Here is a 17,559-nt window from a genome sequence, read left to right as displayed (position 1 = left end):
GAAGATTTAACTTCTATTGTTCTTTTACAATTCAAAAGTAACGCAATACCAACTCTTAATAAAATTATATGCTAAAACATTCCCTTAGTCAAGAAAATTTTCTCTAAATTAAGAAAGTTTTTCTTTGGATTAATTATATTAACATTAATCTCTATAATCTTAGATTTTTCAGTAGCCGTTGAATCATTAGACAAATAAATAGAAATAAAAAGGAAGCATCTGAAGTGCTCCCTTTTTATTTCTATTTATTTGTCTAATATTTTCCTTTATTAATTTGAATCTTCATCTTGGTATTCATTTACCCACCAATATTCACTATCAGTTTCTCCTATTTCCTTCCACCATTGAGGGTTCCCATCTTTTACTTCTCTCTCTATATTTTTTTCTTCAGTAGAGCTATAAGCTGCCAATGTTAAAAATGATAATAATAGTAATAATAATATCTTTTTCATTTTAATCCCTCCTTTATTTTTATTATACCATATATTTTAGAAAATACCTGTGATAATGTGGCCACTAAAAAAAACAGGAAGAAATTCTCTCCCTGTTTACAATAATGTGTTATTTTATTTCTTCAATAGTTACCTGATCAATATAAAAATCTGACTGGGTCCCATCAACAAAAATTTTTATAAAAGCTGTTCCCCCAATTTCTCCTATTTCAGATTCCAGATCGATTACACCTTTTACCTCCTTCCATCCTTCTTTGCTCCCTATTTCTTTTATAATAGCATCTACTTTTTTACTCTTATCGGCATAAACATATCTATAATATGCATTTCCACTTCCAGAAACTAATTTTATAGACATGGATACATTGTATTTTTCACCCTTTTCCAGTTCAAGACCATACCATGCACCTGTTGAATTATTTCTTCTTTTTTGAATAAACAAGGATTGAGAACCCTCCTTTACAACTCCACTATCAACCTTTATTTCACATCCATGGGCACCCCAGTATTTACTGCCTTCTTCGAAGTTACCATTTTTAATGTTGATTTTTGGAGCCGATGTTGTCCTTGATAGAGCTGGTGTCAGATCCATCAGTTCCACATGATCTACATAAAATGCAGCTGTTCCTTCCACATCTATCTTTAATCTAAAAAAATCAAAGGGTCCCTCTTCTGTAAACTCAAATTCACCTTTCACTTGGGTCCACATTGTATTATCAACCTGACCACTTGCTATAATATTCGCCGTAATTGCTCCTTTTTTGTAGGCTGTTCTGATATAAGCTTTTTGTGGTGCTAGGCTTGATTTAATCCATGCAGATATTCTGTATTTATGACCTTTTTTTAGAACAACATCCTGATAAACACCATCCCCCTGAATACCTCTGTCTGCAACCTTTAAAGAAACTTCCCCTTGATATTTTTCAGTTTTTTCTTCGTGTATTGTAGCAATTTTACCTGCTTTCTTCCAACCTGTTAATCCGCTTTCAAACCCTGAATTTTTAAGAGTATTAATTAATACTGGCGCTTCAACATCTTTCTTTACCTCAGCAACTACCTTCTCCTTTACTGTGAAGCTCCATAATTCTCCCACACCAATAGAACCATCTTGGGAGACCGTATCTATTCTCCAATAGTATTTTTTATCTAACTCAAGTTTGTCAGGGTGGTAGATGTTGTTCTTTTGTTGCCCTTTATACTCTAATTTATCTTTACCTTCACCGAAATAAACATTATAAGCAGTACCTCTATAAGCTTCCAGCCACATTAAGTCACTGGTTGATAATCCTTGTTTTCCATCCTTAGGAATAGGCATACTTGCTTTTTTAGCTTTATAACCTGGAATCTTATAGTTTTTATCCTCTGCCTTGTAAGGTCCTATTTTTAATTGATCTAGTTTCGATCCTTTTATAGGCCTAAAATCCCAGTTAACATAATCTCTTACCATGTTTTCAGGTTCTTTATCCCAATTGTTCCCCACGCTTCCTGGTAGACTATTTACAACCGATCCAAAGCTAGAAGATAGAATACCTGCGTTATTCTTGGTTACTGACAGTTCATTAAACCCTCCCATAGCCGGGTTATCCAGCACAGCTATACTTATACTATCCACAGGGTTAAATGCTATATTATTCAATACCTTATGGTTGTTCCCCTTAACTTTTACAGGTCCTGCATTCCATGTTACATTGTTAGAGATGGTTCCAAATTCTCCGTATTGAACTGTATCTGGATTCCCCATATTGGCTGAGTCAAAACGAACGCTTGCCTTGTAACTGTCGTGTGACCAGTTTCCGTCTATTACCGTATCTTTTTGCATATCATCCTTTGCTCCGACATTAATCAAAGAACCATCGTGTTGAATAAGACTCATATTATAAACGTGATTATTAAGGATCTTACTTCCCTTTCCTACTCTGATCCCTTCCGAATTACCAGCTGTATGTACAGTGTTATTTTTAAAAGTTACGTACCATGAATCGGTCATGTTAACTGTCCCCTGTCCACCAGTTCCGAGATTCGTATAGTCTATATGGTGCATGTAGTTGTTATCAACTACATTATACTGACCTTTTAACTCCAATACTGGACCGTCCATGTATTCAAATTTACAGTTAATAACTTTGTTATAAGATAGGTTAAATCTATCTGCAGCTAATTCTGTCACTTCTGGTCTTTGATAATTTCCAAGTACAAACTTATTATAACTTGGGTACATAAAATCAGAATTCTGTAAGGTCATATACCGACTTTCATTTAACCTTATAGTTGTCCCAAAAAAATCTATGTTGTTTAATATCACATATTGAGAATTAGTTAAATCCACTGCATAAGTCTGGGTCTTCCCTCTATAATCCCCTTTTGGTTTACCTGTTGATGAATAAACATACAGTGTTTTATCTTTCATCGTGTAATACCATTCACCGTCTGTATCAACGGCAGCTAAACCTTCCAAGAAATAATACCCCTGACTATGTTCATCGTTTTTCTTTTTCCAGAAACCAGGTTTACCTGCAAATCTGTAAACAGTTTTTCCCATAATAGTTCCTGATCTACTAAAATCCTTCTTATCATAATCAAACCAGTTATTTCCTGCTACATGTTCAGATACTTGGTTTGCCCAAGATAACCAAGACCCCATATGCAGTACAGCAACTGAACCTGTGTAGTCAGTCCCACTATCAGCTAAACCTATTTTATTCTCTGTAGGCAAAATATTGCCAAAATCTGCACCTTCATCGTAGTTCCCTTCTGAATCATGTGAAGCAGATGCTGGTCTAGCATCAACAGTATGCCCAAACTTGCTTTCATAAGGTTTAATCTGTCTAGTTGATTTTTTTAACTTAAAAATACTGTCATCTTCCCAACTTGCATTGGGAAATCTTCCCGTTGTTTGAATCTTATCATCCTTAAATAACTGCCAAATATCCTTTGTTAATGTTGTTTTATATAGATTTTCTTTTCCCTTGACTTTTTTCCATTTAGGTTGGATGGCTTCCGATCCATCCAATACAACCTCTTCATTATTATAGGGTTGAATAATGATAGGAAATGAAGCTGACCCCATCATATTACTAAGTTTTATTTCTTCATGATAACTCCCCTCTCTAATAAAACACCTGTCTCCGGCCTTCAACACATCCACAGCACTCTTTATCTTATTAAAGGGCTTTTCCTTACTTCCTATCCCATTTTTAGGAGCCTTGTTATCCACATAGTATACCTTCATTTCATGGATAATTGGCTGCTCAAAATCTTCTATAATACTTATTCTTGTTAAATCATAAATCCCTTTTTTTTCCAATGTAAATCTAATCCCTAAATCTTCCTTTTTCTTGGCTATGTAAATTATATCTGCTTCATATTTTTTCCATGAATCAGATGCTAAATAAATTATAGAATCTGTATAGATACCGTCATCCTTATTAAACCCTGCTTTGACCTTTCCTCTTCCTGTATCACTTTTTCCATAAAAATTAAGCGTATAGTTAAAACCTTTTCTAGCTTTTATAACTGCATCTTTACTTTCAAGAGTCACTTTTTTTCCGTTTACTGTTATTGAAGCTGCCTGTCCATTGTATGGGCTTAATCTTGAAGGAATAAAGGCAACTGCATCTTTGTTACTGGCCTCCCATCCTTCTAAAGATTTCTCTTTAAAATTCATATTTCCAGCATAAGTAAAGAACAGCTCCCTTGGCTTAACCACATCAATCTTCACATTAAACAATCTGCTGTTTCCGCCTTTCCCTTCAACAATAACAGGTACATCAAGTGTACCCTCCTCAACCTCTACCTTCACCTTATTTTTGTCATGTGTATAACCTTTCCCAGTCTGCACCAATACTTTGACATTTTTATGATTAAAATCTTTTCCTATTTCAATTAAACTGCTGTCTATCTCTATCGTTTGATCTTGTTTTGCTATAATAGCGTATGTTTGTGTTATGATTTCATCGGGCTTAAATTCCTTGCCCATTGCATAAGCTTGCTGACATATACCCAAGGTCAACAACAAAAATAATGCAATAACTTTTCTTCCATACCTTTTCATCTTTTGCCTCCCGTAGAACTAAATTTTAAAATAGTCCTTATATATACTTGATTATCTTCCAATAACTATCCCAAACTCTTAAACCCCTTGACTGAATTTATTCCAATCATTGATTCCATCAACTTATCTGCAGGTCTATATTCAAAAAACAGCAAGTCGGCGGATTAAACCGAAATGCTGTTTTCTTTTTGATTGCTAATAAATCAATTCTGCTTCTATTAACATCTTAGGTTCTAGTATGCATAACGCAGTGCCAATTTAAGAAAATAAGTATCTAAACTTGGTAGTTTATTCATAGTCTGAGTTTGATACCAGACCTCTCCCAGAGTTGTCAAACTTTCTGTGACTTTATAACTTGAAGCTACTCCTACCCTTGCCTTGTTTATATCTGTTTTAGTCCCTTTTTTAACACCACTTTCTATTTTATTCTCTCCATGTATAGGCAGTCTTACATATGGAGATACTGTAAGCCTTCCGCTCTCTGTAGTATGATTCATTTTAAATCTTAATTCCCATACATTTACTGTATTCACATCTGTATTTTCTTCATATTTATTGAATAAGCTGGCTATAATTGCCTGTTTGTCATAAGTTTTATGCATATAATCCAGAGATAGTTCATGAATGTAATCGCCGTTCTCTTTATCATAAGTATATCCATCTTTTCCCTTCATTTTACTCTCAGAATATTCAAAATATCCTACTAAACTAACTGCATTCTTTGGATTTATCTTAAAAGACATTCCCGGATAGAACTTAAAATGTGTTTCGCTGGCCTTGCCTATGTTATTAAACTCCTCATGCCTTACACCAACTTTAGGAGCAAATACAAATCTGTCACTAACAAGTTTATACCCTCCAATGAATACTTCATATCTATCCCTCTCGGTTCTTTTAGCTTTGATTTTTTCATAATCATGTTTATAACTATAGTTTGCTTCTATAAAATATGGTGAATTTTCACCAAAAAACGTCTTTGTCTTTACGTAAGGCAATATAAAATTATTTTGTTTTTGTTTCTCAAAAGTTGTCGAATCATTCGAATCCCTAGTTTCAGATTCAAACCCTATCTCTACAGTTCCCCCTGCAAAAGCCATAGTCGATAACAACATAAAAATACCAATTTTTGAACTTAACTTTATCATTTTTATTCCCCCTAGTGCCTTGAAGTAATTCTGATAAAAATTAATCTTATAGATTTATTAGCCTCCTTCAATAACCTTCAAAATACATTAAAACAATACTAGTAAAAGTATTCCTAAATTCCTTCCCTGTCCAAAACAAACAATCATCTGTCTAATTTTTGAGCTGCCTTTTAAATTTTATCCAGTGAACCAAATAATTTAATTTATTTATACCTCCTTAGATTTTATTTTTAGACTAAAAAAGAAGATAGCATTCCTAAAATATTCCTCAATTAAGTTTTTTAAAACTATATTTGAAGATATTTTTTTTTGCCTATCTTCTCTTTTTTAGCTTTCTTTTAATATTTATCAAAGATCAATAAGGACACCCTAAATTTTATCTTATCCTTACTGAAATCTTATGACTAATTCTTTGGGTTTTTACCTTTAATCCTACCAAAATAAGTATCCATCTTCTCCATCTTTTCCACGTAGATAATCTTCTGGGTTTCCTACCCCTTCATCATAATCAAATTTCTTTAGATGATCTGGATATTTTTTCATTATTCCCATCTCAGCTACATCTATTGATTCTATTCCCAATTTATAAGCAGGCGATGACAGATCTAAGGTAAAATCCTGAGCTTCGAGGTTTTTAAAGAAAGGATCTGTAGAAAGGCTGTTTATATCCATTCCATCATTCTGGTTCTTACTCAAAAGCTCTGTTCCTATTTTCTCATTGTGCGGTGTATAGATAATATTGTAGTCAGAAACTACATCATTAGGTGTTACCATTCCGGGACTTCTGTAGCCTTCCTTATATAATCCCATGCTTCCCTCGGTCTCTGCATATATATTTTTTACAAGGAGCGCTCCAGAGGTCTTACTTTCATTTGGGTATGAAGCAAACCTTACTGTCTGCTTCACACTGACATCTATAAAATAGTTGTTAATTACATGGGTCATATTTTTTCTTACTACAGCAGGGATATTTGACTTATATATTACGTTTTCCTGGAATGTAGTCCCCGACTGCCAATCATCTGTCCTCAAGACGCCTGAAGCTTTGTTTGTTGAGATATGGTGAACATAATTCCTCTTTACAACATTTCCCTCACCGGCTCCAGATATATTTATTACAGCTCCATCTCCTAACTTTGTCAGTGCCTGATACACATGGTTATACTCTATAATATTATTTTTCCCATGTAGAAACGGCATATATAGTTTCCACAGCTCATCTCTTAGAGAATCTGTTACCTCTCCATCAGTGTCGCCGCTTGCCTTGATAGACTCCTCTATCATCTTGGTTAATTTATATCCCTTTCCCTTTGTTGCACTATCCATCTCATCCCAACGAATCAAGAGTGATGAATCATCCCAAGTTGTATCTATTAGTTCCAGTAATGGTAGACGTATTCCTGCTACACCTATGGCTTTTCTAGGTACATGATGAATTGTATTATGGGATATAATATTTTCACCACTCTGCCATAGGAATATAGCATGACCATGATGGTACAGCTCTCCTGTATGGTGTATAAGATTATTTTTTATGATATTTCTTTTATTTACATCTTTAGTTCCAGGTCCATACCCACATAGGAGTATACCCATAGAACCTACATAGTCTATTTCATTGTCTTCTATTACCACTCCCTGTATATACAGGTCACCTCTTATTGCAGTTCCTCCTGAGGCTGTGAAACGACACTCCCTTACACTGCAGTTCTTTGCTCCTCTAAACCTCAACAGAGCATTTCCCCTGTCAAAGAACTCCCAGTCATGCTGAAGACCTCTGGCTTTTGTAGCAGCATCCTTTGTATCTCTTTCACTGTGCAGAAAAGTTATCCCTTCAAAATGAACATTCTCAACAGGAGTGTCCTCTGAACCATCGTAGTTTGTTACCCCCTCTACTCTGATCAGTTCCTTTAACTTTGGAGCCCAGATATTATTTAGTTCCTCCTCACTCTTTGGCCAGTAGAATATCAGCTTATTAAGACTGTCTGCTGCCCACTCTCCAGCCTTCCCTATAAATTCGGGAAGATTCTCCAACCAAGACGGCTGCTCTGGCTTTAAAAAAGCTGCAACAGTCCCCTCTTCAGTTGTATAAACCATTCCTTTCTCTGCATCCAGCTTATCTACGGGAAGTACACTTAGCTGCCATGGTACAGCAGCAAATAATATTTCCATATCTTTGCTTTGACGAATATTTTTTATCTTGTCTCCAGGAACAGGCACCTGTCTGAGGAGTTTTCTATCCTCTTCCTTGGCTACATTAAAACTCCTTAACCTTTCACACTCTGTCTCCCTTGCTTCTAAAGTTTCTGATCTCCCTCTGTGAAGTATTTTTTCATTTAAAAATAGAGATTTTATATTCTGAATTCCCTCTGGAAAGGGAGCAATCCAGATATTATCCAGCTGCTCCTTATTTAAAATTATTTCCTTTGGCAATTCTCTATAACCTGACACTTTTTCCCATCTGTCTACCTTAACTCCGGAACCTATACAAGTTCCTTTTTTCCCTTTAATAGTCAGACTCCCATCTGCACCAGGTCCATTTAAATGATTAATCACAATAGGTTTTTCTAAGAAGTAGTATGATTCATCTAGAATGATTTCCACATGGCTGTCTTTAGAACCTCTAAAGAGTTTTCCAGCCTTATTTATACTCTCTATCAGGGTCCCTTCTATTTTTAATTTATGTAAGTCTTTCACAATATCACTCCTAAATTTTAAGATCTAGCAAATAAATAGATAACAGAAATTATTAATTTACATATTGTTTCTTATATGCTTTTGCCTTTAAATCAACATATCTATCAAGATTCATTCCCTTTAAAACCTTTAAATAATTCTTCCATTCCTTGTCACTGTTTATATCTATCTGACCTAGTACAAATTTAGCAGCCATCTCTTCAACATAACTGTTTATAATGTAATCTAATTCAGAATATTCCATAGAACTGTCAAGGTCCATATATACCTCTTTCATAACCTCTTTTTTTAGGTATGGATCATAATTCTTAGCAGTTTCATCGTATAGCATCTTTTCTATTGAAACTTTACCATTTTTTACAGATTCATCCACTTCTGCATTTCTAAGATCTCCAGGAAAAAATTGCGGAACTATTTTCATCCAGTGAGAATTTTGATTTTTATTAAACTTCAATATTTTCAAATATTTAGCCTGATTTCCGCTAATTGAGATCTCCCCGTCTTCTGCACGTCTCCAGTCCTTTCCTTCAACACCATTTCTAGATCTTAAACTCCCCTCTTCACTCAAGAAGTAATCAAGCCATCTTACTGCCACATCTGGGTGCTCCGATGCTGTAGGAACAGCAAACTTTCCTAGAGTTATAACCATAGGTTCATAAGCAGTAACTCTATTTCCATTTGGACCCTCAAGAGGCGGTATAGTTATATACTCTGTTCTTTTGCTTCCCTGAGCAAAGGCTGCCGAAGCTCCAGCTGTAGCAACTCCTACCTTACCAGACATAGTCAGCTGTCTTAGCTGAGCTTGATCTTGGGTAAAGGCTCCCTCATCTAAAAGCCCCTCTACATAAAGTTTATTGAGATATTTTAATCCCTCTCTCCATTGATCTTTATCAAATGGAACACTTACTTCACCGTTTTCAACAATCCAACGGTTATCCTGATCACTATAGATAAATGAACACATAAAGAAGTCTAGAACACCTGTGTACCAACCTGTAATTGCTCCAGTCAGAGGTATTATATCTCCCTTCTTTTCTTTAAATATTTTTAACATTTCGTAAAACTCATCTGTTGTCTGTGGCACTTCCAGCCCTAGCTCTTCCAGCCATGGCTTATAAACCCACAATTTTTGAGGAGCTCTTACATGGTACGCCTCTTCAACTGAAGGGAGGGCATAGATCTTACCATCTTGAGCTGTTACAGCTTGTCTTATACTTGGATCATAATCAAGCATCTTTTGAATATTTGGACCATATTTCTCTATGTAAGGTGTAAGGTCTCTAAACATTCCAAGATTACTACCATAGTTCGTGATCTGAGCATTACTCAGTGATGTATTTAAAAATATATCCGGCATACTCTGATTCGTTGACAGTATAAGGTTTAATTTCTCCTTAAGACTCATCTTAGGCACCTCTTCCCACTCTATCTTTACATTGGTCTTTTCTTCATATTCCTTTGTTAACTCATTTGTTGTTAAGTCATTGATAAAAGGATCTGAAGGAAGGAATACTTTTAATGTTATTTTTTCATCCACGATTGGATATTCTCCTGGTAAGCTCGCTACCTCTTTTACTCCATTTGATTGTGAAACAGTATCTTCCTTTGAACCGCCACAAGCTGTAAATACCAGTGAAAGAGCTAATAACGTAATCTGCAGTACTTTTTTATTCATAAATAAACACTCCTTATAATTTTTTTTATGATCTTCTTTATTAACCTTTTGATGCTCCTGATAATCTTCCACTTACAAAATACTTTTGAATAAATGGATAAGCTACTAATACTGGTAAACTTGCCACAATAATAAGTGCATATTTAAGAAGATCACGCATACCTTCTAACTCTTGTAAAAGATCGGGATCAGCCATCATATCTGAACTAACTTCATTTAATATAAGAACGTCTCTTAATGTCAGTTGTAGAGGATAAAGACTTTTATCTCTCAGATATATCATAGCATCAAAGAAAGAGTTCCATATAAATACAGAATAATACAATACTAGTATCGCAATAATTGGCTTTGAAAGAGGTAAAACAACTTTAATGAAGAATTGAAATTCCGATGCTCCGTCTATCTTCGCAGCTTCATATAACTCATCTGGAATATTATTTTCAAAAAAGTTTTTGGTTATAACAAAGTTAAACACGACTATGGCTCTCGGTAGAATAACTGCCCACCTTGTATCTATCAAATTTAAATCCTGCATCAAAATATATGTCGGAATAATTCCTCCCTGAAAGATCATAGTAAACAGTATTATAAACGTAAATAACCTTCTACCGTACAGCTGTTTTCTTGAAAGAGCATATCCTGCCAGTACTGTAAGGGTTACACTGATTGTAGTTCCTACTATTGCATAGAAGAATGAATTATAGTAACCAGTCCATACCGGCTTATAACCTAAAAGCTCCCTATATCCCGCCAGACTAAAGTCTACTGGAAATAACCATACCTTTCCACTACTAACTGCTTCTGGTGAACTGAAAGAACTACTTACTATGAAAAGTATAGGATAAGCCACCAGTAAAAAAGCTATTGTCAGGTAGATTCCATTTACCAAGTAAAATATTGAATCGCTATTAAAATTCTTTCTCTTCATTAAAAATAAATTTTTAAACATTTTTCCTCCCATTAATTTAAAATATTCCCTTGTGACCAAAATGTCTGGATATTTTATTTACAGATAACAACAAAATCAAGTTAACTATTCCTGTAAACAATCCTATAGCTGCCGAATACGAAAAGTTCGCCATCTGTGAAGCTAGCCCTACCTTATACGTATAGGTCTGAATTATCTCTGAAGCTGTTAAGTTAAGAGGATTTTGAAGAAGGAGAACCTTTTGAAACCCTACATTTAAAACTCTTCCTGTATTCACTATCAACAATGTGATTATAGTAGGGTAAATACATGGAAGATCAATATTTAAAATTCTCTGAAATCTATTTGCTCCGTCGATCTGAGCCGCCTCATGGAGGTTAGAATCTACATCAGCAAGAGCTGCAAGGTAGATAATAGTTCCCCACCCCGTATTTTGCCAGATATTAGAACCTACAAAAATCCCTACAAATTTATCTGGTGACCCCATAAAATTCATAGTTTCCCCTGTGATCATAGAGAACACACGGTTTATTATCCCCAATCTCGGATCTAAAAACTGAATTATTATACCTGACATTACTACTACAGATATAAAATATGGTGCATACACTGCAAACTGAACTGTCTTTTTAAATCTAGCATTTCTACAGCTATTAAGAGCTAGTGCTAATATTATCGGAAATGGGAACGAAAAAAGTAATTGTCCCATACTAATCTTCAATGTATTCAAAAAAACAGGCATAAAGTTGTAAGAGTTTATAAATTTTATAAAATACTTTAGACCCACCCATGGGCTCCCTAATATACCTTTGGCTGACGAATAATCTTTAAAGGCTATCTGAACTCCATACATTGGAATATACTTAAATACTATAAAATAAACTAAAGGAAATATAAGCATCAGATAAAGTTGCCACCCTTCTTTTAAACCTTGTTTTACACTTATTAGCCTTCTTTTTATAGAACTAAAAAAATCAAACGTTTTTCTCTTTTTTTTCAATTTTATACTTGCTATATTTTCCAATTTTCCTCCTTTGCTTTCATCTAATATATTTTTTAATCCTTTTAGATACATTTCATCTTGTATTTGATACGATCTTCATCTTTACCATACTTCATTTTGTTATGATGGCGGAAGAGCTTGGCATTTTCAAAGATTTTTTATTATTTAATATCCTGCGGGTTCCATATAACCGCTAATTTTACAGATGAATCTTTCTCTATGTAAAGTTTTCCTGTATTTTTTGTAAATCTCTCTAAAATACCATTGTAATAAATTTATCCATATTTATTTTTTAAAAACATTGCATTAACTTTCATAACTCCCCCTCAAACTTTATTTGTTTAACAGACATTATATCTACAAAACATTCTATAAGTGCTTAAAAAGAACACATAATACTTGTACAATTTTAACTTACTAATATAATAGTCTTATTATTCCAAGTTGTCAAATAATTTTTCTTGAATTAAAGAAAAAGTTTCGTAATTTTGTTGAGGATTTGATAAAATAATGGTATAATCTTCTAAAAGAATAAAAAAATTTACTATAATAGATACTCAGGAGATAAATATGAAATTAAAAGAAATAGCTAAACTGGCAAACGTTTCTGTGGGAACTGTTTCAAAAGTTATTAATAAAAGAGAGGGTGTTGGTAAAGAAAAAAGGAAAGAAATAGACGAAATTCTTGTAAAAAGCGGTTTTTATAAAAGGCATAAACAGAATCAAGAAGAAAATGAAATGAAAAACGTCGCTGTAGTTGTTCCTGATCTTCAAAACCCTTATTTCGGAGAAATCATTAAAAATATTTCAAAAATACTTAGAACAAATGAATACCAAGTTTTAATTTTTGATACAGACGAAAAATTTGAGCTAGAAGAGGAGGCCATCACTTCTATTCTAAAAAATAATATTTGCGGAGTAATAATGTGTATCTGTGATGGGATAAAGTCAAAATCCAATATTGAAAACCTTAAAAATGCAAATATCCCTCTAGTTTTAATAGATAGAGAATTAGAGTTCCATCAAGATGGAGTTTTTTTAGATGATTTCAAGGCTGGATATATAGCTACAGAGGCTCTTATTAAAGAGGGGCATACAAAAATTGGAGTTTTGACAGGACCTCTTAATCTCCAAAATTTAAAAAATCGCTATCTTGGATATGTCCATGCATTAAAAGATTATAATATCTCAGAAGAAAATTCTTTAGTTATTGAAGGAGATATGAGGTACTTTGATAAATCTAACTACGAACAAATCAGAAAAGTAATTTGTAATAAGATTGAAATCACAGGAATTGTTTCTTTTAATAATTTTATGACATTAAATCTGTTGAGATTTTTAAATGAAGAAAAAAACGAAAAACATTCCAAGTTATCTCTTATAGGTTTTGAAATTCCTACATATTTTGAAATCTTAAATTTAAATACCAGCAGTATAGTAACCTCTACAAGCGAAATGGGAAAACTTGCTGGAAAATTATTAATCGATAAGTTAACTAATGGAGCTGACTATACTCAAAAAATTATTTTACAACCTCAATTAGAACTAAAAGGCTCTGAAAAAAAATATTAAATCATAAATATATATTTATGAATAATTTAAGCAGTCATAACTTTTTTGAATTGCTAAAGTTTCACAATATAGATTCCTGGGAGGAAACAAATGAGAAATGTAAGTGTCCTTATAAAGCCTTCTTCTAGCCTTTGTAATATGACTTGTAGCTATTGTTTCTACAATACAATAGCGGAAGAAAGAGAAGTTGCTTCATATGGATTTATGGAACTCTCTACTTTAGAAAATATTGTAAAAAAAACTTTTGAATTTTCAGAAGGCGGATCATGTACCTTTGCTTTTCAGGGAGGGGAACCTACCCTTTCAGGTCTTGATTTTTTTGAGAAATTCATAGAGTTCCAAAAAATATACAATAACGGCTCACAGATAAATAATGTCATCCAGACAAATGGTATTGTTATTGATGAAAAGTGGGCAATTTTTTTTAAAGAAAATAATTTTTTGGTAGGTCTCTCCCTAGACGGGCCAAAAAAAATCCATGATGCGAGAAGAAGAAAAAAAAATAACAAGGGCAGCTTTAATTCCGTCATGAAAGCAAAAAAAATAATGGATAAACACAATATTGAATACAATGTTCTCTCTGTTGTTGATACACTTCTTGCTATAAATGTTAAGGAAGTATATACTTTTTTTAAAAAGGAAAATATAAATTATACCCAGTATATTCCTTGCTTAGATCCCCTTATGTCAGGAAATTTAGTGGAAAAGACTCATCTTTCTGCTAAAACTTACGGTACTTTCCTAAAAAAACTTTTTGATCTTTGGTATAAAGACCTCATTAAAGGGAAGTATATAAGTATCAGATATTTTGATAACCTTATCAATATTATTCTGGGAAGAGGGGGAGAAGCCTGTGATATGAAAGGTCACTGTTCTATACAAAATGTTATAGAAGCTGACGGTAGTATCTATCCTTGTGATTTCTATGTCTATGATCAGTGGAATCTGGGAAATATAAATACTGAAGATTTGGAAGATATAATAGTTTCAAATAAAGCAAGAGACTTCTTAAGTGGTTCTCTAAAGATATCTAATAAATGTAAGTTATGTAAGTGGCAAAACATATGCAGAGGGGGATGCAGAAGAAATAGAGAAAACCCTGAAAATCTAAATGGCCTTTGTGAAGCATACTATGAATTTTTTGAATATACAGCTTCCCGACTTATAGAAGTAGCAGCAAAAATTAAAAATCAAAACGATAGAGGAGTAATGTAAATGGAAAAAAGATATGCAATATATGAAAAAGAAAATATGATATTAAGGGATTGCTTAGCAACTGATAGAACTATCCTTGCCAACGAAAGGACATATCTTGCTTATCTTAGAACTGTTGTAAGTTTTTTGGCAGCAGGGATTGGACTTATTAAGTACGTCGATGATGGTCTCTTTATCCAGAGCCTTGGATGGTTGTTTTTACTAGCCTCTATGATAACTTTAGTTATCGGTACAAAAAAATTCATAAGAACTTGGCTACCACTAAAAAAACTTTTTCAATAATTTTTTCTTCTCTTACAATCCAATAATGATTTGTTAAAATGAATTTATATACAAACTAATTTTTTTAGCATTTCATTATACTATTTAGGACAAAATCTCCATTTTTTTCTTCATAATATACATTTTCTTATCCGCTTTTACCAACAGATTCTCTACCATGTCTTCATCACAACATGAAAACTTTAAAATCTAAAAACTCACATTAATTTTATTTATAAATTAGTGTCTATGAAATAAAAAAAAGTCTAAAATAAAATTTTAGACTTTTTCATTATCATTAAATTGTATTAATTTTATCTACAAACTTTTGTGCTATTAATTGAGGTCTTGTAATTGCACCACCTACTACTACAGTATCTGCCCCTAATTCCAAAGCTTTTTTTGCTTTTTCAGGAGTATCAAAATTTCCTTCTGCTACAATTGGAGTCTTACAAATTTTTATTAATTTTTTTAAGACATCAAAATTATTTAATTTTTTTGACTGATCAGTATATCCCACTAATGTAGTTCCAATATAATCAAAACCTAATTCTTCAGCTCTGATTCCTTCCTCTACTGTTGATATATCCGCCATAAATTGCTGTTTTGGATATCTTTTTTTTAATGATTTAAGCATTTCTAAATCTGCATCAAATGTTGCGTCTAATGCAATAATTTCGATATTTGCCTCTATCAACTCCTTTAATTCTTTTTCAGTTGGAGTTATATAAGCTTTCAAATTATTATAATTTTTTTTTATTATCCCTATTATAGGCAAGTCTACTTCTTTTTTTATAGCATTTATATCTTCTACACCGTTTGCTCTTATTCCAACAGCTCCGGCTATTTTAGCTGCTAATGCCATTTTCCCCATTATAAATGGACTGTGTAATGGTTCTTCTTTAAGGGCTTGACAAGATACAATTAATCCTTTATTCATTTTATACCACCTTTATTATTCAATTATTTCATTTATTCTCTGTTTTATAGGATCTGCCATAGCACCAAAGATCGCTTGGACTCCACCTTGAACTTCTAATACTCCTGTGGCACCTAATTCTTTAATTCTTTTTTTATCAACTTTTGAAACATCTTTTACAGATACTCTCAGTCTAGTTATGCAGGCATCTAATTCATCTATATTTTCCTTACCGCCTAATGCTTTCAATACTCCTTTTGAAGTTTCCTGCAGTGTTTCTTTTGTTACTACTCTTATACCTTCTTCACCTTCTTCTCTTCCTGGTGTCATTACATTAAATTTAATAATCAAGTATTTAAAAGTAAAATAATACAGCATCCCCCAAATTGGTCCTATAAATAACACATATATCCAATTTGTAAATGAATTTCCTTGTAGAATTCCAAAAAGAGTAAAATCTATTAATCCACCAGAAAAAGTATTTCCAATAGAAACATTTAAATAATCTGCTATTAAAAATGAAAGTCCATCAAATAAAGCATGAATAACATAAAGCCAAGGAGCAACAAATAAAAACATGTATTCTATTGGTTCTGTAATACCTGTTAAAAATGATGTAATTGCAGCACTTAGCAACAACCCTCCTGCTAGTTTTCTTTTATTTGTAGGTACACAATGATACATCGCTAAACAAGCTGCCGGTAGTCCAAACATCATAGTGGCAAAACGTCCTGCAAAAAAACGTGTTCCATCTGTATATAATCCTGTATGATTTGGATCTGCAAGTTGAGCAAAGAAAATATTTTGAGCCCCTATCACTGTTTTACTCGCAACTTCAGTTGCTCCACCAAGCTCAGTATACCAAAACAGCGGATAAACCATGTGATGTAACCCTACTGCGCCTGTAAGTCTTAATAAAAAACCATATAAAAATGTTCCTAATAACCCTAAACTTGCTATAGCGTTTCCTGTAGTTATTAACCATCCTTGAAATGTAGGCCAGATAAGAAAAAATACCATTCCAATACCTATAGCTGCAAATGAAGATATTATAGGAATAAACCTAGATCCTCCAAAGAAACCTAATATAGCCGGTAATTGAATATCTCTATACTTATTATGTAAATGTGAAACTGTTACTCCTACAACTATAGCTCCTACAACACCTGTATCTATTGAAGTTACATTTGAATTAAAAGCAGAGATCATCCCCTTTATAGACGCATTCATAACTAAGAAAGACACCGCTCCAGCTAATCCTGCAGTTCCTTTATCTTTCTTTACTAATCCTACAGATAAACCTATACACATTATTAATGCTAAATTAACAAATATTATTTCTCCAGAAGCTGACATCACTTTAAATATCCCCTGTAACCATGGAATATTTAAAAATGGATACGCCTGAACAGTAGTACCATTAGATAATGCTCCCCCTATTCCTAAAAGTAGACCAGCAGCAGGCAATATAGCTATTGGCAACATAAACGATTTCCCTATTTTTTGTAAACTTTTAAACATTTTATCCCCCTTTATTAATTTTATAAAAAACATTTTCATCTAATTACTATACATGAAAAACATTTTCATTACAATAAAAGTTTACCATAACTTTCCTGTATCTTCAACATTTTTCTAAAA

General features: G+C 33.2%; 12 protein-coding genes. 3 read left to right on the top strand and 9 right to left on the bottom strand.

Annotation, left to right across the window (positions count from 1 at the left end):
• Positions 1 to 269: 269 nt before the first annotated feature.
• The 7 genes from NRK67_17120 to NRK67_17090 all read right to left on the bottom strand — a co-directional run bounded on the left by NRK67_17120 (position 270) and on the right by NRK67_17090 (position 11,972).
• Positions 270 to 452 carry a hypothetical protein gene (locus NRK67_17120; protein ID UUV20123.1) on the bottom strand — a complete coding sequence of 61 codons (183 nt, stop codon included), beginning with the start codon at positions 450 to 452 and terminating at the stop codon, positions 270 to 272.
• A gap of 109 nt (positions 453 to 561) precedes the next feature.
• Positions 562 to 4,503, bottom strand: coding sequence for a carbohydrate binding domain-containing protein (locus NRK67_17115; GenBank protein ID UUV20122.1), 3,942 nt, complete (start codon positions 4,501 to 4,503; stop codon positions 562 to 564).
• A 233-nt stretch (positions 4,504 to 4,736) separates the two neighbouring features.
• Entirely contained in the window at positions 4,737 to 5,648 is a 912-nt protein-coding gene (locus NRK67_17110; GenBank protein ID UUV20121.1) for a hypothetical protein, read from the bottom strand.
• A gap of 432 nt (positions 5,649 to 6,080) precedes the next feature.
• Positions 6,081 to 8,345, bottom strand: a complete 2,265-nt coding sequence (locus NRK67_17105; GenBank protein UUV20120.1) for a right-handed parallel beta-helix repeat-containing protein — start codon at positions 8,343 to 8,345, stop codon at positions 6,081 to 6,083.
• Between the two features lie 52 nt (positions 8,346 to 8,397).
• Positions 8,398 to 10,020: an extracellular solute-binding protein gene (locus tag NRK67_17100; GenBank protein UUV20119.1), complete on the bottom strand. Its 1,623-nt coding sequence runs from the start codon at positions 10,018 to 10,020 to the stop codon at positions 8,398 to 8,400.
• A 40-nt stretch (positions 10,021 to 10,060) separates the two neighbouring features.
• Positions 10,061 to 10,969, bottom strand: coding sequence for a carbohydrate ABC transporter permease (locus NRK67_17095; protein UUV20118.1), 909 nt, complete (start codon positions 10,967 to 10,969; stop codon positions 10,061 to 10,063).
• Between the two features lie 16 nt (positions 10,970 to 10,985).
• A complete protein-coding gene (locus NRK67_17090; GenBank protein UUV20117.1) occupies positions 10,986 to 11,972 on the bottom strand; it encodes an ABC transporter permease subunit in 987 nt (328 codons plus the stop codon).
• Positions 11,973 to 12,521: 549 nt separating this feature from the next.
• Between NRK67_17090 and NRK67_17085 the strand changes: the two genes are divergently transcribed.
• The 3 genes from NRK67_17085 (at position 12,522) to NRK67_17075 (ending at position 15,020) form a co-directional block, all read left to right on the top strand.
• Positions 12,522 to 13,523, top strand: coding sequence for a LacI family transcriptional regulator (locus NRK67_17085; GenBank protein UUV20116.1), 1,002 nt, complete (start codon positions 12,522 to 12,524; stop codon positions 13,521 to 13,523).
• 90 nt (positions 13,524 to 13,613) lie between these two features.
• Positions 13,614 to 14,738 carry an anaerobic sulfatase maturase gene (locus NRK67_17080; protein UUV20115.1) on the top strand — a complete coding sequence of 375 codons (1,125 nt, stop codon included), beginning with the start codon at positions 13,614 to 13,616 and terminating at the stop codon, positions 14,736 to 14,738.
• Entirely contained in the window at positions 14,739 to 15,020 is a 282-nt protein-coding gene (locus NRK67_17075; GenBank protein ID UUV20114.1) for a DUF202 domain-containing protein, read from the top strand.
• A 277-nt stretch (positions 15,021 to 15,297) separates the two neighbouring features.
• Here NRK67_17075 and NRK67_17070 read toward each other — a convergent pair whose 3' ends face one another.
• Together NRK67_17070 and NRK67_17065 are read right to left on the bottom strand one after the other, a co-directional pair.
• Complete coding sequence (locus NRK67_17070) at positions 15,298 to 15,939, bottom strand: N-acetylmannosamine-6-phosphate 2-epimerase (GenBank protein UUV20113.1); 642 nt, start codon at positions 15,937 to 15,939, stop codon at positions 15,298 to 15,300.
• Positions 15,940 to 15,954: 15 nt separating this feature from the next.
• The gene (locus tag NRK67_17065) at positions 15,955 to 17,439 is read right to left on the bottom strand and encodes a PTS transporter subunit EIIC (protein UUV20112.1); all 1,485 of its coding nucleotides are present in this window, start codon (positions 17,437 to 17,439) and stop codon (positions 15,955 to 15,957) included.
• Between the last annotated feature and the right edge of the window lie 120 nt (positions 17,440 to 17,559).

Source organism: Fusobacteria bacterium ZRK30 (assembly GCA_024628785.1).
Classification (GTDB): Bacteria; Fusobacteriota; Fusobacteriia; order Fusobacteriales; family Fusobacteriaceae; genus Psychrilyobacter.
This window is presented reverse-complemented; position numbering and strand designations above follow the sequence as displayed.